Origin of the sequence: Bradyrhizobium sp. NBAIM08, from assembly GCF_020193935.1 — a bacterium.
Lineage (GTDB): Bacteria > Pseudomonadota > Alphaproteobacteria > Rhizobiales > Xanthobacteraceae > Bradyrhizobium > Bradyrhizobium yuanmingense.
Map to the genome: position 1 here is coordinate 1 of NZ_JADYVR010000018.1, position 17032 is coordinate 17032.

14 protein-coding genes and 1 tRNA gene are annotated in these 17032 nt (G+C 65.3%); 8 read left to right on the plus strand and 7 right to left on the minus strand.

The annotated features are described in order from the left end of the window. Nucleotides 1–4: 4 nt before the first annotated feature. A tRNA-Gln gene (locus I6F37_RS34995) sits at nt 5–79 on the minus strand. Nucleotides 80–322: 243 nt separating this feature from the next. Between I6F37_RS34995 and I6F37_RS35000 the strand changes: the two genes are divergently transcribed. Further along, nucleotides 323–2101: an acyl-CoA dehydrogenase gene (locus I6F37_RS35000; protein ID WP_225153972.1), complete on the plus strand. Its 1779-nt coding sequence runs from the start codon at nt 323–325 to the stop codon at nt 2099–2101. A 107-nt stretch (nt 2102–2208) separates the two neighbouring features. Here I6F37_RS35000 and I6F37_RS35005 read toward each other — a convergent pair whose 3' ends face one another. Beyond that, complete coding sequence (locus I6F37_RS35005) at nt 2209–3441, minus strand: MFS transporter (protein WP_036004135.1); 1233 nt, start codon at nt 3439–3441, stop codon at nt 2209–2211. 230 nt (nt 3442–3671) lie between these two features. On the opposite strand from I6F37_RS35005, the gene I6F37_RS35010 reads away from it, so the two are divergent. The 7 genes from I6F37_RS35010 (at nt 3672) to I6F37_RS35040 (ending at nt 12041) form a co-directional block, all read left to right on the plus strand. Continuing rightward, nucleotides 3672–5333, plus strand: a complete 1662-nt coding sequence (locus tag I6F37_RS35010) for a bifunctional UDP-sugar hydrolase/5'-nucleotidase (RefSeq protein ID WP_225153974.1) — start codon at nt 3672–3674, stop codon at nt 5331–5333. A gap of 122 nt (nt 5334–5455) precedes the next feature. Further along, complete coding sequence (locus tag I6F37_RS35015) at nt 5456–6385, plus strand: histone deacetylase family protein (protein ID WP_036004131.1); 930 nt, start codon at nt 5456–5458, stop codon at nt 6383–6385. A gap of 73 nt (nt 6386–6458) precedes the next feature. Beyond that, a complete protein-coding gene (locus I6F37_RS35020) occupies nt 6459–6710 on the plus strand; it encodes an exodeoxyribonuclease VII small subunit (protein WP_008132970.1) in 252 nt (83 codons plus the stop codon). A gap of 627 nt (nt 6711–7337) precedes the next feature. Further along, nucleotides 7338–9266 carry a 1-deoxy-D-xylulose-5-phosphate synthase gene (gene dxs / locus I6F37_RS35025; RefSeq protein WP_225112641.1) on the plus strand — a complete coding sequence of 643 codons (1929 nt, stop codon included), beginning with the start codon at nt 7338–7340 and terminating at the stop codon, nt 9264–9266. Between the two features lie 218 nt (nt 9267–9484). After that, nucleotides 9485–10039: a nucleoside 2-deoxyribosyltransferase gene (locus tag I6F37_RS35030; RefSeq protein WP_225112640.1), complete on the plus strand. Its 555-nt coding sequence runs from the start codon at nt 9485–9487 to the stop codon at nt 10037–10039. A gap of 27 nt (nt 10040–10066) precedes the next feature. After that, nucleotides 10067–10801 carry a TlyA family RNA methyltransferase gene (locus I6F37_RS35035; RefSeq protein WP_128263630.1) on the plus strand — a complete coding sequence of 245 codons (735 nt, stop codon included), beginning with the start codon at nt 10067–10069 and terminating at the stop codon, nt 10799–10801. Further along, a complete protein-coding gene (locus tag I6F37_RS35040; RefSeq protein ID WP_225153976.1) occupies nt 10794–12041 on the plus strand; it encodes a methyltransferase in 1248 nt (415 codons plus the stop codon). Before I6F37_RS35035 ends, I6F37_RS35040 begins: the two co-directional genes overlap by 8 nt. Nucleotides 12042–12047: 6 nt before the next feature. On the opposite strand, the gene I6F37_RS35045 is transcribed toward I6F37_RS35040, so the two are convergent. The 5 genes from I6F37_RS35045 to I6F37_RS35065 are packed head-to-tail and all read right to left on the minus strand — an operon-like array spanning nt 12048 to nt 16981. After that, the gene (locus tag I6F37_RS35045) at nt 12048–12899 is read right to left on the minus strand and encodes an ABC transporter permease (RefSeq protein WP_225153977.1); all 852 of its coding nucleotides are present in this window, start codon (nt 12897–12899) and stop codon (nt 12048–12050) included. Between the two features lie 2 nt (nt 12900–12901). After that, a complete protein-coding gene (locus I6F37_RS35050; protein ID WP_225127544.1) occupies nt 12902–13750 on the minus strand; it encodes an ABC transporter ATP-binding protein in 849 nt (282 codons plus the stop codon). Next, nucleotides 13747–14793, minus strand: a complete 1047-nt coding sequence (locus I6F37_RS35055) for an ABC transporter substrate-binding protein (RefSeq protein WP_036004105.1) — start codon at nt 14791–14793, stop codon at nt 13747–13749. The genes I6F37_RS35050 and I6F37_RS35055 overlap by 4 nt, the downstream gene beginning before the upstream one ends. A 41-nt stretch (nt 14794–14834) precedes the next feature. Continuing rightward, nucleotides 14835–16049, minus strand: coding sequence for a CaiB/BaiF CoA-transferase family protein (locus tag I6F37_RS35060; RefSeq protein WP_051056870.1), 1215 nt, complete (start codon nt 16047–16049; stop codon nt 14835–14837). Beyond that, nucleotides 16046–16981 (minus strand): hydroxymethylglutaryl-CoA lyase, encoded by a 936-nt coding sequence (locus tag I6F37_RS35065; protein ID WP_036004099.1) that lies wholly within the window; start codon nt 16979–16981, stop codon nt 16046–16048. The genes I6F37_RS35060 and I6F37_RS35065 overlap by 4 nt, the downstream gene beginning before the upstream one ends. Nucleotides 16982–17032 lie beyond the last annotated feature (51 nt).

Here is a 17032-nt window from a genome sequence, read left to right on the forward strand (position 1 = left end):
GATCTGGCTGGGGCGGGAGGGATCGAACCTCCGAATGGCGGAATCAAAATCCGCTGCCTTACCGCTTGGCTACGCCCCAACAGACGACGAACGGAACGGGCAGAACCGGCACCCGCAGATTCCCGTCGGTCGCAGCCGGTCTATAGGGAGCGGCGCGGCATTTCAACCGCCTGGAGGGGCAAAAAGGGCCCGGCGGCCGACACTCTATGCTGGGCCCCGACGGCCCTGCCCGTTCCGGCCAGGCCATCCGGCGTCCCGGCAGTTGAGACCGCTCCCGTTTCATGGGAATACGGCGCCAATATCTGTTCTCGGGGAGTGAGCCATGACCTACCGCGCGCCGATTTCTGACATGCTGCTGTCGCTCAACCATGGCGCGGGCCTCAAGGCCGCCCTGGAGGCCGGCCATTACGGCGATTTCGACGCCGACCTCGCGGCCGCCGTGCTGGAGGAAGCCGGCAAGTTCGCATCCGACGTGCTGGCGCCCCTCAACAAGATCGGCGACGAGCACGGCATCAAGCTCGAGGATGGCAAGGTCACGACCGCGCCGGGCTGGCCTGACGCCTACAAGCGCTGGACCGAGGGCGGCTGGAACGCGGTGTCCGGCCCGGAAGATTTCGGCGGCCAGGGCCTGCCGCTCGCGATCAATGCCGCCTGCACAGAGATCTGGAGCGCGGCCAACGTCGCCTTCGGCCTCTGCCCGCTGCTGACGGCATCGGCGATCGAGGCGCTGGACGCGCATGGTAGCGACGAGCTGAAGACAATCTATCTCGAAAAGCTCGTCTCCGGCGAATGGACCGGAACGATGCAGCTGACCGAGCCGCAGGCCGGCTCAGACGTCGGCGCGCTGCGCACCCGCGCCGAAAAGCAGGCGGACGGCACCTATCGCATCAAGGGGACGAAGATCTTCATCACCTATGGCGAGCACGACATGACCGACAACATCGTGCATTTCGTGCTCGCGCGTCTGCCCGATGCGCCCGCCGGCACCAAGGGGATCTCGCTGTTCCTGGTGCCGAAGTTCATGGTCAACGCGGACGGCTCGCTGGGGCCGCGCAACGACATCTATGCGAGCGGCGTCGAGCACAAGCTCGGCATGCATGCCTCGCCGACCTGCACCATGACCATGGGCGATCATGGCGGCGCGATCGGCTTTTTGATCGGCGAAGAGAACCAGGGCATGCGCTGCATGTTCACGATGATGAACCAGGCCCGCCTCGGCGTCGGCCTGGAGGGCGTCGGCGTTGCCGACCGGGCCTACCAGCAGGCCCTGTCGTATGCGCAGGAGCGCCGCCAAGGCCGCGCGGTAGGCAAGAAAGGCGACGGCTCGGATGCGATCTTCGTGCATCCCGACGTCAAGCGCATGCTGATGCGGATGCGGGCGCAGACCGCGGCCGCGCGCACCATCTGCTATGCGACGGCGGTCGCGATCGACGTCTCGACGCGCGCCAAGGATCCGAAGGTGCGCGCTGAAGCGGCCGCGCGCGCGGCGCTGCTGACGCCAATGGCCAAGGCCTATTCCACCGATATTGGCAACGAGGTCGCCTATCTCGGCGTGCAGGTGCATGGCGGCATGGGCTTCATCGAGGAGACCGGCGCGGCCCAGCACTACCGCGATGCCCGCATCACCGCGATCTACGAGGGCACCAACGGCATCCAGGCGATCGATCTCGTCACGCGCAAGTTAGCTGCCAATGGCGGCGCGTCGGTGTGGGCGCTGCTCGACGAGCTCTCGGCGACCGTCAAGCAGGTGGAGGCCTCCAACGATCCGGCCTTCGGCACCACCGGCACCAAGCTGCGCGAGGCGCTGGAGGCGCTCACGCGCACCAGCAAATGGCTGCTGGAGCGCGTTGCCTCCGCGCCGAACGACGCGCTCGCGGGCGCGACGCCCTATCTGCAGCAATTCGGCGCGACGCTCGGCGGCTGCCTGCTCGCCTCCCAGGCGCTCGCCGCCAAGGCCGAAGGCCTTGGCGATGCGCCACGCTACGTCGCGCTGGCGCGCTTCTTCGCCGAGAACATCGCGGTGCAGGCCGGCGCACTCGAGCGCACCGTGACGGAGAGCGCGGAGTCGGTCGCCGCGGCGGATGTGGCGTTGCTGGGGTAAGGTGAGCGCCGCAAACGCGACATCGTAGCCCGGATGGAGCGTAGCGAAATCCGGGAAAGTCTCACCGCGGATACAGCGGTCCCGGATTGCGCTGCGCTCCATCCGGGCTACAAAGCTGCGACCTGAGCCCTTCTCCCCGGCCGCCACAGCACCACGCCCGCCGCGGCGAGATCGAGCACCACGCAGATCGCAAACGCCGTCGTGTAATTGCCCGTAACGCTCCGCACGAGACCGACGACACCGGGGCCGAAGGCGCTGACGATGCCGCTGATCGAGGTGCCCAAGCCCACCGCGGTCGCGAAGGCCGAAGCACCGATCTCCCGCTGGATGATCAAGGGCGGGAACGTGATCATGTTCCCCATCGAGAAGCCGTAGACGGCGCAGCAGGCCAGCAGCACGGTCAGGCTCGTGCTTTGCAGAGCCACGAACAGCGCAGCCGCCTGGCTCGTCATCGAAACCGCACAGGCGAGCCGGGCATCGAGCCGGTCGACGAACAGGCCGAGCGAGAGGCGCCCGACGATCGCCATCGCCGCCATGATCGTGACGGCAAGCCCTGCGTCGGAGCGGCCGATCAGCGGCTCGAGAAACGTCACCTGGTGGACGATGAAACCCATCTGCGCCAGCAGCGCGAACGCGATCGGCAGCACCATGGTCCAGAACGCCGCGTTGGCGAGCACCGCCTTGCGCGAGCGAACCGGCGCTGAGGAGCCGGAGGAACGTCCGCCGGCTGCAGGCGACATCCCTGCGGGCCATCCGATGAAGGTCACGACCGCCGGCAGCACCAGCACCATCATCGCGAGGGTCGCCGTCAGCATCGCAGACCGGAAGCCGATGCTGCCGGTCAGCGATAGCAACAGCGGAACGAGAATGATGCCGCCGCAAGTCGCGCCGTTGAAGGCAAGGCTGAGCGCGAGGCCGCGCCGCTGCTCGAACCAGGAATTCAGCACGGTCGCGATCACCACCGTGCCCATGCCGGTCCAGCCAACCGACATCAGCGCATAGGCGAGATAGAGCTGCCAGGGCGTCTGCACCAGCGCCAGCAGCACAGTCGAAGCGCCGAGCGCCGACAGGCCGCACAGGATCAGCGCGCGCAGCCCGATGCGCTCGAGCAGGTCATCGGTGAAGATGACGAGCACGGAGGTCAGGAGAAACGAGAAGGTGCTGGCCGCGGAGATCAGCGTGCCCGGCCAGCCGTGAGCGCGCTGCAACTCGGCGAGATAGACGCCTTGGCCGTAGAGGCCGAAGCCGAACATGAAGAAGGCCATCAGGAAGCACGCCAGCACGACCCGCCAGCCGCGATAATACGGTGAGGATTCGTCGATCCGGGGGGCGGCAATCATGAATCTGACGGTCTGTCTGAAGCGAACGGGGCCGGATCGTGCACCACAACCAGCGGTTTTTCAAATGAAACATTGTAGCTAATTGTTGCGGCACGTAGCGGACCTGGCATTCATCGAGCGGCATGGCTCGTGCGATGATGGGATTGTCGGGGGAACGACGCTGCGCGTGCCTCAAAAATGATGACAACAACCTTCGTGAAATCTTCGCGCCGAACGAATAGTCTAACTCCATGCGACATCTTCTCCGCCTGGCTTGCTTCGTCCTCGCTCTCACCGGCACCCTCCCTGCTGCGGCCCAGAGCGCAGCCCCCGTCGAGCTGCGCATTCTCGCGATCAATGATTTTCACGGCCATCTGCGGCCGCCGCCGGGCGGCATCCGCATCAACGACCCCGAGGACAAGTCCAAGAAGGTGACGGTGGTAGCCGGCGGCGCCGAGTACATGGCGACGCTGCTGAAGCAGCTGCGCGAAGGACACAAGAACGCCATCTTCGTCGCCGCTGGCGACCTGATCGGCGCGAGCCCGTTTCTGTCGGCGATGTTTCACGACGAGCCCTCGATTGAGGCGCTCTCGATGATGGGCCTTGCGATAAGCTCGGTCGGCAATCACGAATTCGACGAGGGCAACACCGAGCTTCTGCGCATGCAGAACGGCGGCTGTCATCCCGTCGACGGCTGCCAGGGGCCGCATCCCTTCACGGGCGCCAAATTCCGTTATCTCGCGGCCTCCACCGTCGAGACCGCGACCGGCAAGAGCGTGCTGCCGCCCTACGAGATCAGGGAGTTCGACGGCATCCCCGTCGGCTTCATCGGCCTGACGTTGAAGGAGACCGCCGGCATCGTCTCGCCAGCGGGCATCGCCGGGCTCGAATTCCGCGACGAGGCCGAGACGGTGAACGCGCTGGTGCCGCAGCTGAAGTCGCGCGGCGTCGAAGCGATCGTGGTGCTGATCCACCAGGGCGGCGAGCCCGCCGGCGACTACAATGAATGCCCTGCCATCACGGGACCGATCGTCGACATAGTCAGGAAGTTCGATCCTGCCGTCGACGTCGTCGTCAGCGGCCACACCCATCGCGCCTACATCTGCAATATCGACGGGCGGCTCGTCACTAGCGGCGACAAATACGGCACACTCGTCACCGCGATCGACCTCAAGCTCGATCCTGTGACTCGCGATATCGTCGCCGCCAAGGCCGAGAACGTCATCGTCGCCAATGCTTCGCTGGCCAGGGATCCCGAGCAGACCGCGTTGATCGACGCCTACGACAAGCTCTCCGCGCCGATCGCCAACCGGCCCGCCGGCTCAGTGACGCAGACATTGTCGCGCGTGCCGAACGAGGCCGGCGAAAGCGCGCTCGGCGATATCATCGCCGACGCGCAATTGCTCGCAACGCGCGATGCGAAGGATGGCAGCGCTGTCATCGCGCTCACCAATCCCGGCGGCATCCGCACCGACATCGTTCCAAAGGAGAACGGCGCGATCACGTTCGGCGACGTCTTCGCCAGCCAGCCGTTCCGCAATCGTCTTGTCACCATGACGCTGACGGGCAGCCAGCTCAAGGACTTGCTCGAGCAGCAATGGCTGGACCCGAAGCGGCCGCGGATTCTCCAGGTGTCGAACGGCTTCAGCTATACTTGGGATGCTTCAAAACCGTTCGGCGAGCGCGTCAGCCTCGAGAAGATGACGCTGGGCGGCAGGCCGATCGAGCCGGGAAGCGGCTACCGCGTCACGCTCAACGATTACCTCGCCGTCGGCGGAGACGGGTTTACCGTCGCCAAGCAGGGCACCGCGCCACAATACGGCGGTTACGATGCGGACGCGCTGTTCGCGTTCTTCCGGGCGCACGGGCCGGTCGGTCCGCTGCCGCCCCGGCGCATCCTGCGGGTGAATTGATCCGGATCAAGCGGGCAGCCCTTTGCCATTCCCGGCCAAGCGCTTAGATTGGATTTTGCATTGCGTTTTGGCGCCGGATGCGCCAACGACGGCAAAAGCCCGTTTTCCGTGAGGCCGACCTGATGAGCACGCTTCTCCTTTCCCACAAGGCCTGCCTCGACCATGTCACGCCGCCGGGACACCCTGAGAGGCCGGATCGCCTGCGCGCGGTGGAGGAAGCGTTGTCGCATGAGCGCTTCCAGTTCCTGGCGCGCGAGGAGGCGCCTGAGGGCGATCTCGATCTCGTCACGCTCTGCCACAACGAGCATTATGTCACCGAGCTGCGCCACATCGCGCCCACCAGCGGTCAGGTCTACATCGACGGCGACACCTCGATGTCCCCCGGCACGTGGGAGGCGGTGATGCGCGGCGTCGGCGGCGCGGTTGCGGCGACCGAAGCGGTGATGGCCGGCGAGCATCGCAACGCCTTCGTCGCGGTCCGCCCGCCCGGACATCACGCCGAGATCGGCAAGCCGATGGGCTTCTGCTTCTTCGACAACGTCGCGATCGCCGCGCGCCACGCCCAGCGCAAATACGGCATCAAGCGCGCGGCCATCGTCGACTTCGACGTGCATCACGGCAACGGCACGCAGGACATCTTCTGGTCGGACCCGACCGTGATGTACTGCTCGACGCACCAGATGCCGCTGTTTCCGGGCACCGGCGCCAAAAGCGAGCGCGGCGATCACGACACCATCGTCAATGCGCCGCTCGCCTCCGAGGACGGCGGCCCGGAATTCCGCGTCGCGTTCGAGAATCTGATCCTGCCGCAGCTCGAGAAATTCAGCCCGGAGCTCTTGATCATCTCGGCCGGCTTCGACGCGCATTATCGCGATCCCCTGGCTTCGCTCAACCTGCGCGCGGAGGACTATGCCTGGGTGACGCGCAAGCTGATGGACCTCGCCGACAAGACCGCCGGCGGCCGCGTTGTTTCGGTGCTCGAGGGCGGCTATGACCTGCAGGGACTGAAAGAATCTGTTACGGCGCATGTCGGCGCCCTGATGGGCGCTTGACCCACCCGCCACATTACGCCCGTAAAACTCTGCTTTCTCAAAGGTGAAGCGAATCGGGCAATCGGAAACGGATATGGCCGAAAACACTCAAGTCGACGTCTCCAGGCTCACCTTCGAGCGCGCGATCGAGGAACTCGAAACGATCGTGAAGCGGCTCGAGGACGGCAAGGTGCCGCTCGAGGAATCCGTGACGATCTACGAGCGCGGCGAGGCCCTGAAGCGGCGCTGCGAGGAATTGTTGCGCCAGGCCGAGGCGCGCGTCGACAAGATCACCACCGATGCCAGCGGCCAGGCCACCGGCACGGCCCCGCTCGACGTCCAGTAATAAGAGTGCTCTCCCGCTCAGTCTTCTGCCCCCGCAGGGCGGCGCAAGACCGCGACGCAGGTCCGCGTAGAATGTGTTCGCGGTAAGCGTGGCCGCTGCGTCCTTATCGCAGTGCGCAGCTCCCGGCCGGCATGCGGTTCCCTGGCGGTGGATACGCCCCTGCCTTCGAATCGGGTCGTTGAGAGCTAGAAAAGCCCATACTCGGGCCAAAAAGCCTGCCAAGAACCGAGCAAGGCCGGAACCCCTTACCCCGCACCGAGGTTAACCACTTCTGGTCCGCGAGTTGCACCTGCATACCCCTAATCGGCCCAGCGGGTTGGCTTTGGCCTAAGCTTTGGTGTAAAGCTGCGCGGAGTGTGGCTTTTTGTAAGCCTTGCGTGGGCACCGATTACCGACGACAAGCGCTTCAAACTGCTAATGAAATTGGCTTGGGACGGACGAAGCCGATCTAAGTGACAGGGATCACAGAGACTGAACCGGAGCACACTTAAGCTTACCTAAGCTTGAAGGCGGGGCCTTGCCCCGTGCAGGTGGCTCCGACGGTTATAGGACTCGCGCTGCGCCGATATTGTGCAAACCCATCGCGCACCGGAATGACCTTCCGGTGCTGACAAATTGGAAATCGCCGTGAACGCATACAGTAAGACGCCGCTTCTCGACACCATCCGGACGCCGGAAGATCTGCGCAAGCTCAAGGTCGAGCAGGTTCGCCAGGTTGCCGACGAGCTGCGGCAGGAGACCATCGATGCCGTCTCGGTGACCGGCGGTCACTTCGGCGCGGGCCTCGGCGTGGTCGAGCTCACCACCGCGATCCATTACGTCTTCGATACGCCGCGCGACCGGCTGATCTGGGACGTCGGCCACCAGGCCTATCCGCACAAGATCCTCACCGGCCGGCGCGACCGCATCCGCACGCTGCGCACCGGCGGCGGCCTGTCCGGCTTCACCAAGCGCAGCGAGAGCGACTACGATCCGTTCGGCGCGGCGCATTCCTCGACCTCGATCTCCGCCGGCCTCGGCATGGCCGTGGCGCGCGACCTCTCCGGCGGCAAGAACAACGTTATCGCCGTGATCGGTGACGGCGCGATGTCGGCCGGCATGGCGTATGAGGCCATGAACAATGCGGGTGCGATGAACTCGCGCCTGATCGTCATTCTCAACGACAACGACATGTCGATCGCGCCGCCGGTCGGCGCCATGAGCGCCTATCTGTCGCGCCTCTATTCCGGCAAGACCTATCGCACGCTGCGCGATGCGGCCAAGCAGATCAACAAGCGCCTGCCAAAGATCCTCGCCAACCGCGCCAATCGCGTCGAGGAATATTCCCGCGGCTTCATGATGGACGGCGGCACGCTGTTCGAGGAGCTCGGCTTCTACTATGTCGGCCCGATCGACGGCCACAACCTCGACCATCTCCTGCCCGTGCTGAAGAACGTCCGCGACATGGAGACCGGTCCGATCCTGGTCCACGTCGTGACGCAGAAGGGCAAGGGCTACGGCCCGGCGGAAGCCTCCGCCGACAAGTATCACGCCGTCGTCAAGTTCGACGTCGCGACCGGCACGCAGGCCAAGGCCAAGCCGAACGCGCCGGCTTATCAGAACGTGTTCGGCCAGAGCCTCGTCAAGGAAGCCCAGAAGGACGACAAGATCGTCGCCATCACCGCGGCGATGCCCTCGGGCACCGGCGTCGACATCTTCAACAAGGCCTTCCCCGACCGCACCTTCGACGTCGGCATCGCCGAGCAGCACGCGGTGACCTTTGCCGCGGGCCTTGCGACCGAAGGCTACAAGCCGTTCTGCGCGATCTACTCGACCTTCCTGCAGCGCGGCTACGACCAGATCGTCCACGACGTCGCGATCCAGAGCCTGCCCGTCCGCTTCGCCATCGATCGCGCCGGCCTCGTCGGCGCCGACGGTGCGACCCATGCCGGCTCGTTCGACAACGCCTATCTCGGCTGCCTGCCTAACATGGTGATCATGGCGGCGGCGGATGAAGCCGAGCTGGTGCACATGGTGGCGACCCAGGTTGCGATCGACGACCGTCCGAGCTCGCTGCGCTATCCGCGCGGCGAAGGCCGCGGCATCGAGATGCCCGAGGTCGGCATTCCGCTCGAGATCGGCAAGGGTCGCATGATCCGCCAGGGCAGCAAGATCGCCCTGCTCTCCTTCGGCACCCGCCTCGCCGAATGCGAGAAGGCGGCCGACGAGCTCGCCGCCCACGGCCTGTCGACCACGATCGCCGATGCGCGCTTCATGAAGCCGCTCGACACCGAGCTGGTGCTCAAGCTCGCGCGCGACCACGAGATCCTGATCACGATCGAGGAAGGCTCGATCGGCGGTTTCGGCTCGCATGTCGCGCAGTTCCTGACCGACCAGGGCGTGCTCGACAGCGGCATGGTCAAGTTCCGCTCGATGGTGCTGCCCGACGTGTTTCAGGATCACGACACCCCGGCCGCCATGTACGCCCGCGCCGGCCTCGACGCCAAGGGCATCGTGGCCAAGGTGTTCGAGGCGCTCGGCAAGGATGTGAAGACTGAGACGGTCAAGCTGGCTTGATTGTCGCGGCAGACGCTGAACCCCACCTCTCCCGTAGGGAGAGGTCGGATTGCTCCTGGCGATGCGAAGCATCGTCCAGTGCAATCCGGGTGAGGGGCTCAGATCCCACGTGAGAACGTAACCCCTCACCCGCGCCTTTGGCGCGACCTCTCCCCTTGGGAGAGGTTTTGCACCGCCAACGTCGCGGCAACTCCGATGCCTTCTCAATCGGTCGTGCGATGAAAATCTATCTGGCAGGCCCCGACGTGTTCCTGCCGGATGCCGTCGAGATCGGCCGGCGCAAGGTCGAAATCTGCGCCGCGCACGGGCTTACCGGGCTCTACCCCCTCGACAACGCGATCGACCTCACCGCGCGCGACGCTTCGCGGCAGATTTTCTGCGGCAACGAGGCGATGATGGACGCGGCCGATGCCATCATCGCCAACCTCACGCCGTTCCGCGGCGCCGGCGCCGATCCCGGCACCGTCTACGAGCTCGGCTACATGGCCGGCCGCCGCAAATTCTGCCTGGCTTATTCCAACGATGGCGCCGCCTATGCCGACCGCCTCAGTCGCTTCATGGACGTCGTGTCCGAGGATGGTCGGCTGGTCGATGCCCAGGGGCTGGCGGTCGAAGATTTCGGCCTCGTCGACAACCTCATGATGATCCATGCGCTGGAGCTGCACGGCTGCCCGCTGGTGACGCCGGCCACTATGCCGACCGACGTCTGGCACGATCTCACCGCGTTCGAGACTTGCGTCCGGATGGCGGCCGCGCGATTGATCGCTACATAAGCTTTTTAGTCGTCCGTCGGAGATCCGATGCCCCCTGCCCGCAAGCGCGCGGATGTATTGCTGGTCGAGCGCGGCCTGTTCGAGAGCCGGGCGCGGGCCCGCGCGGCGATCGAGGCCGGCCTCGTCACGGCCGACGACAAGCAGGTCGCAAAGCCGTCGGAGACGATTGCCGAGGACGCGGTGATCCAGGCCGAGCCGGCGCACCCTTACGTCTCCCGCGGCGGCGTCAAGCTCGCCGGGGCGCTGGAGCGGTACCCGATCGAGATCGAGGACCATGTCTGCCTCGACGTCGGCGCCTCCACCGGCGGCTTCACCGAGGTGCTGCTGGCGAACGGCGCGAGCCTGGTGTTCGCCATCGATGTCGGCACAAGCCAGCTGCATCCCTCGCTGCGCGATCATCCCAAGATCGTGTCGATGGAGGAGACCGACATCCGCAGCTATGAGGGCAAGCGCCTGCCGGCGCGGCCCGATGTCGTCGTCATCGACGTCAGCTTCATCTCGCTGAAATCAGTGCTGCCGGTAGCTCTGTCGCTGGCAGCCGCACCGATGAGCCTGCTGGCGCTGATCAAGCCGCAATTCGAGGCTGACAGGAAGCACAACAAGAAGGGCATCATCCGCGATGCCGCCGTGCACCGGGAGATCTGCGACGACATCGCAGCCTTCGCGGCTTCGCTCGGCTGCACCGAGATCGACATATTCCCCTCGCCGATCACGGGCGGCGACGGCAATATCGAATTCTTCCTGGGCGCGCGCCGTGGTTGAGCGCATCAAGATCGATCATGTCGGCCATCGCGGCGACGGCGTCTGCCTCGACGCCGGCGAAGCAATCTATGTGCCCTATACGCTCGGCGGCGAGACCGTCGAGGTCGATCACGTCGCAGGCCATCATCCCGACCGGCGCAAGCTGCTGGCGGTGGAGGTCGCAAGCCCGGAACGCGTCGAACCATTCTGTCCGCATTTCGGCGTGTGTGGCGGCTGCGCGATCCAGCATTGGGCGAACGAGCCGTATCGGGCCTGGAAGCGCAACATGGTGATCGAAACGCTGGCGCAGGCCGGCATCGATTGCGAGGTGGCGCCGCTGGTCGACGCCCACGGCGCCGGGCGTCGACGCATCACGCTGCACGGCCGGTTCGGCACGCACGATATCCTCAAGGTCGGCTTTTCGGCTGCGAGCTCGCACGACGTCATCCCGATCCATCGTTGTCCGATCCTCGATCCCGCGCTCGAGGGCGCACTCGATGCCGCCTGGGCACTCGCCGAGCCGCTGACGTCCAAGATGCCGGTGACCAAGCCATTGGACATCCAGGTCACCGCGACCGCCAACGGGCTCGATGTCGACGTGCGCGGCTCGGGCCCGCTGCCGACGGCGCTGGTCACGGCGCTGTCGCGAGTCGCCGAACAGCACCGTCTGGCGCGGCTGACCCGGCATGGCGAGCTGGTGCTGCAACGCCTGCCGCCGACGGTGAGGATGGGCCGCGCCGAGGTGACGCTGCCGCCGGGCTCGTTCCTGCAGGCGACGGTGGCGGGCGAAGAGACGCTTGCGGCACTCGTCGCAGAGCGCATCGGCAAGGCCAAGGAGGTGCTCGACCTCTTCTGCGGCGTCGGCCCGTTTGCGCTCAGGCTCGCGGAGAAGGCGCGCGTCACCGCCTATGACAACGACGCCGGCGCCATCGCGGCGCTGGCGAAAGCTGCGCGAACACCTGGCCTGAAGCCGATCAAGTGCGAGCCCCGCGATCTGTTCCGCCGCCCGCTGGTGCCGCAGGAGCTGCGGGACTTCGACGCCGTGGTATTCGACCCGCCGCGCCAGGGCGCGCAGGCGCAGGCTCTGAAGCTTGCGGCGAGCAAGGTGCCGATCGTGATCGCCGTGTCCTGCAACGCCGCGACCTTTGCCCGCGACGCACGGCTCCTGATCGACGGCGGCTACCGGCTGGAGTCCGTGGTGCCGGTCGACCAGTTCCGCCACACGCCGCATGTCGAGCTGGTGGCGCGGTTCAGCCGCTGACACGGGCTACGCCGAAACCTCGAATTGCGGCTGCCATCGCAAGAGGTAGGACTGCAGCGAGCGCACTGCGATCGCCAGCAGGATGCCGACGAACATCATGACGAAGATGGCCACCATCATCTCGCTGGCATTGGCCCGCGCCTCGGCTTCGATGATGAGCTTGCCGAGACCGCGTTCGGCGCCGATGAACTCGCCGACGATGACGCCGATCAGCGCGAAAGAAACGGCCGGCAGGAGCGAGGCAAACACCCAGGCGAGCGCGGACGGGATCACGACCGTGCGCAGCACCGTGAATTCGCTGGCGCCGAGCAGGCGGGCGGCAGCGATCTGGTCACGGTCGACCGCACGCGTTCCTTCGAAGGTGTTGAAAAACACCACGAAGAACACGACGAGCCAGGCGGTCGCGATCTTAGAGAGGTCACCGAGACCGAAAATCAGGATGACGAGCGGGACCAGCGCAATGCGCGGTATGGAGTTGAGCGCCACGATGTAGGGGCTGAACACGCGAGAGAGGAAATCGGAACGGCCGAGCACCAGGCCGGCCGCGATCCCGCTCGCCGAGCCGAACAGAAAGCCCCACCAGGTGTTCTTCAACGTGACGAGTGTGGCAAGCCATAGATTGTTGTCGCTGCCCTTGATACAGGCGGTAAAGCCGGTCGCGTCTGCGAAGCAGCCAAGCCGCAAGAAACTCTGCCAGATCAGCGACGGCTTGGCGACGAAATAGGGATCGAGGATTTTCGGCACGTAGGCCTTCGGCAGCAGCGTCTTGCTCCATTCGAAGCCCCATTGCCAGACGACGAGAACCACTGCGAGAATGGCCAATTGCCAGAACAGGATGACGGTGCGGCTGTTGGACATGATCAGTCGGCCCTGGTGCGGCGGAATTCTTCGCCGAGGGAATGCCAGATGTGGGAATAGAGCCGGGCGAACTCGGCCGTCTCGCGCACGGCCACGGGATCGCGCGGACGCGGAATGGCGACGTCGAAGTCTTCCTTGAGACGCCCGGGGCGCGCCGAGAGCAGGATGATGCGGCTCGCCAGCGTCAAGGCTTCGCCGAGATCGTGCGTCACGAACAGAACGGTCTGCCGCTCGCGTTCCCAGATCTCCAGCAGCGTCTTGTGCATCTCGAGCTTGGTGTGGGTGTCGAGCGCGCCGAACGGCTCGTCCATCAGCAGGATCTCGGGCTCCAGGATCAGCGTGCGCATTAAGGCGACACGCTGGCGCATGCCGCCGGACAGCATGCGCGGGAAGCTCTGCGCAAAGCCTGCAAGGCCGGCCTTCTCGATGGCGGTGGCAACGCGCGCGGCGCGCTCGCTTTTTGGCACTCCCGCGATCTCCAGCCCATAGCCGATGTTCTGCTCCACGGTCCGCCACGGAAACAGCGTATCGCGCTGGAAGACATAGCCGACCCTGGGGTTGACCTCGCCGGTCTCGACCGTGTCCTGGTCGATCAGGATGCGTCCGCCGGAGCGCGGCAACAGCCCCGCGACCATATTGAGAATGGTGCTTTTGCCGCAGCCGGATGGACCGAGCAGCGCGACGAACTCGCCCTGCTTGACCTCGAAGGAAACGTCATCCACCGCCACGAACTCGCGTCCGGACGCGTTGAAGCGCTTGGCAAGACCCTGTACGGCGATGCGCGTGCGCGCAGCCGCTGCTCGATCCTCGTCGCGCGCGAGCGCGAGGCTCTGGCTTGGCGCGGCGATCATTTGTATTTCGCCCTGGCCGCCTGAAGGAAGCTCATGTCGACCGCATCCTCGTACCTGGTCTCGGGAATGTCCGTGCCCTTGCGGTACCAGGGCTTGGCGCCGCGCTCGAACGACGCCTTGTCGATGACGCCGTCATAGGCCCAGGTCGACTTGTCGAAGCCGAGCTCGGCGCTGACCGCATCGGGATCTATCCCTGAAAAATACTTCGGCGTGACCAGCGCCTGCACCTCCGCGAGCGGCGTCGCCTTCACAAAAGCCATCGCCCGGTAGATCGCGTTGACGTAGGCCTGCACCATCGCCTTGTCCTGCTGGACCGTGTCCTGGAGCGTATAGATCACCAGCACGGGCAACGTCCCGCCGAAATCCTTCTCGAACACGCCAGGCTTCGACGTGTCGTAGATCGTCCGGCCAAAACCCTTCTTCTCGACCTCGACGATCCAGCTCGGCGGCGCCACGATGGCGTCGAACTGCTTGGTCTGCAGCGATGGGAACATCGTGTTGGGCCCGCCGCCCGCAACCCAGTTCACCTTGTTGCCGAGCCCACGCGCTTCGAACACATAGGTGCCGTACACCCAGGTGCCTGACCCGATGGCGGTCGCGGCAACGATCGGCTTGGCGTCGTCGGGGCGCTTGTAATCCGCGAGCTTCTCGACCGAATTGATGCCGCTCTCGTAGAGGTCCTGCCGGACCACGATGTTGGCGTAGGAGCATACCATCTCGGTCGCGAGCAGCATCTTGCAGGGCTTGCCGCGCGCACCGAGCTGGAGCGGATGGCTGGCATCGCCATGCGCGAACAGCGCCTGCCCCGCCGCCAATGTCTGCCGGCCGAACGTACCGGCATTGCCGGTAACGAGCTTGGAATCGAGTCCTTCGTCCTTGAAGTACCCCTTCAGCTCCGCGATCATGCCGACGGCGTAAACCGGCGACACCGGCCCGAAAGCGAGCGAGACCTGCTTGGCCTCCGCACGCAATGGCCCCGGCAGCAGTGACGCGCCGGCCCATGCAGACCCCGCGAACAGCGCCTGGCGTCTCGAAATGCTCATGTGATCCTCCTCCCTTGGTTATTGTTCAATCGCGCGGTCCGTCAGGACGGCGGGACCTTGATTGTCCCTGCTTGTCGCAGCTGTTCGATCTCATCCGGCGACATCCCGATCTCGCGCAGGATCTCGCCGCTGTGCTCGCCGATACCGGGTGGATCGTAGCGGTTGGACAGCCGCTTTCCGTCCATGGCAATCGGCAACAGCGGTGTCTTGACCTCATTACCGTCAGGCAAACGGATGTCGGTCAGGCCGCCGGATTGGTTGAGATGCGGATCATCGAAGAGATCGCCGGGCTTGTTCACCGGTGCGTAGGGCAGATCGAGCTGCTCGAGCCGCGCGGCGAGATCGGCCTTGTCCCATTGCTTGAAGATATTCGCGATTTCCGGGATCAACCAGCCGCGATGATCGACCCGGCCATTGCTGGTCGCAAAGCGTGGATCGGAGAGCCAGGCTTCGCGATCGAAGGCGCGACAGAACGCTTCCCATTGCTCTTCACCGACGATGGTGACGAACAGTTTTGAGCCATCCCTGGTGTCGAAGAGGTCGTAGACGGGCCACGGGCTGTCCTTGATCGAATAGGGGATCGATGGCTGCCCGCTGACCACCTCGCACATCATCGCCTGGGCCATCAGGAACACGTTGTTCTCATACAGCGCACTCTGGATGTAGCGGCCCCGGCCGGTACGCTGCCGCTCGGCGAGCGCGGCCTGGATCGCGATCACACCGAACATGCCGCCCATGACGTCATTGACCGAGGCGCCGGCGCGCATCGGCCTGTCGGGCAAACCGGTCATGTAGGCGAGGCCGCCCATCATCTGCACGACTTCGTCGAGCGCCAGGCGGTTCTCGTAAGGACCAGGCAGATAGCCCTTGAGCGAGCAATAGATCAGGCGCGGCGCGAAAGCCGCGACGCTCTCGTAGTCGAGACCAATCCGCTTCAACAGGCCCGGCCGGAAGTTCTCGATCAGCACGTCGCTGTGCTCGATCAGTCTGCGTGCGATGTGCTGGCCCTGTGCTGTCGACGTGTCCAGAGCGATGCTGCGCTTGTTGCGGCTGTAGGTCGCAAAGAAGCCGGCGGCAGGTCCCTTGAAGGCGCGGGTACGGTCACCTTTGGGCGGCTCGACCTTGATCACGTCGGCACCGAGATCGGCCAGGATCAAGCCGCAGCTCGGCCCCATCACCATCTGGCTGAACTCGATGACCCGAAGGCCCGCCAACGGACGAAGCTCAGATCCCGTCTCACGCACAGCCATGGTCATGCCGCGCTCCGCAGGAGCTTGGGAATTCCGGCCTCGTGCAGATGCCCGGTCAGATGGTCTGCGGGGATGTGGCGGGCGAGAATCTCGCGGGTCTGCATCAGGCGGTCGAGGTCGATGCCGGTGGAGAGCCCCATGCGCTCCAGCATGAACACCAGATCCTCGGTGACGATGTTGCCGCGTGCGCCCGGAGCGAAGGGACATCCGCCGAGGCCGGATACGGCGGCATCGAAACGGCGAATGCCCGCTTCAAGGCCGGCGACGGCATTGGCCAGGCCGGCGCCGAGCGTATCGTGCAGATGCAGCCGCAGCGTCATTTGCGACCCGAGCTCGCGCTGCACCGCCCCGACGATCTGCCGGATCGATTTCGGCGTCGCATAACCGACGGTGTCGGCAAGCCCGATCTCGTCGGCACGCGCTTCGGCAAAAGCGCGCGCAACCCGGCACACCGCCGCTTCGCTCACCTCCCCTTCCAGCGAGCAGCCGAAGGAGGTGGAGATCGCCCCCATCAAGCGCGGCCGCTGCCCCAACGGCTGGGCGTCGATCGCAGCGCGGACTGCGCGAAACCCCTCGACCTGCTCGTCGACCGAGCGGCGCACGTTTGCGCGGTTGTGCGTCTCGCTGGCCGAGATGACGAAATAGACGGCGTCGACGCCGGCGCCGATGGCGCGCTCGGCGCCCTTCGGGTTCGGCACCAGCGCACCGATGAGAGTCGATTTGTGCATGAGCGCATGCGCCATCACCGCATCAACGTCGGCGAATTGCGGCACGACCTTCGGCGGGACGAACGACCCGGCATCGATCTCGCGTATGCCCGCGGCGGCGATCATGTCGATCAACGCGCATTTGGCCTCGGTCGGAACGAAGATGTCCAGGTTCTGAAGACCATCGCGGGGCGCGACCTCGCAAATGTGGACATCGGGCTCGCGGGCCATGTGGGTCTCCCTGGGGACGATTGTATATTGTTGCATAAAAGAACAATCCAT

What these genes read in the sequence shown, in the direction of transcription:
- I6F37_RS35055 (WP_036004105.1), bottom strand. Translation starts at nt 14,793, where the DNA reads ATGAGCATTTCGAGACGCCAGGCGCTGTTCGCGGGGTCTGCATGGGCC.
- I6F37_RS35000 (WP_225153972.1), top strand. Translation starts at nt 323, where the DNA reads ATGACCTACCGCGCGCCGATTTCTGACATGCTGCTGTCGCTCAACCAT.
- I6F37_RS35015 (WP_036004131.1), top strand. Translation starts at nt 5,456, where the DNA reads ATGAGCACGCTTCTCCTTTCCCACAAGGCCTGCCTCGACCATGTCACG.
- I6F37_RS35060 (WP_051056870.1), bottom strand. Translation starts at nt 16,049, where the DNA reads ATGACCATGGCTGTGCGTGAGACGGGATCTGAGCTTCGTCCGTTGGCG.
- I6F37_RS35005 (WP_036004135.1), bottom strand. Translation starts at nt 3,441, where the DNA reads ATGATTGCCGCCCCCCGGATCGACGAATCCTCACCGTATTATCGCGGC.
- I6F37_RS35010 (WP_225153974.1), top strand. Translation starts at nt 3,672, where the DNA reads ATGCGACATCTTCTCCGCCTGGCTTGCTTCGTCCTCGCTCTCACCGGC.
- I6F37_RS35030 (WP_225112640.1), top strand. Translation starts at nt 9,485, where the DNA reads ATGAAAATCTATCTGGCAGGCCCCGACGTGTTCCTGCCGGATGCCGTC.
- I6F37_RS35050 (WP_225127544.1), bottom strand. Translation starts at nt 13,750, where the DNA reads ATGATCGCCGCGCCAAGCCAGAGCCTCGCGCTCGCGCGCGACGAGGAT.
- I6F37_RS35020 (WP_008132970.1), top strand. Translation starts at nt 6,459, where the DNA reads ATGGCCGAAAACACTCAAGTCGACGTCTCCAGGCTCACCTTCGAGCGC.
- I6F37_RS35065 (WP_036004099.1), bottom strand. Translation starts at nt 16,981, where the DNA reads ATGGCCCGCGAGCCCGATGTCCACATTTGCGAGGTCGCGCCCCGCGAT.
- I6F37_RS35045 (WP_225153977.1), bottom strand. Translation starts at nt 12,899, where the DNA reads ATGTCCAACAGCCGCACCGTCATCCTGTTCTGGCAATTGGCCATTCTC.
- I6F37_RS35035 (WP_128263630.1), top strand. Translation starts at nt 10,067, where the DNA reads ATGCCCCCTGCCCGCAAGCGCGCGGATGTATTGCTGGTCGAGCGCGGC.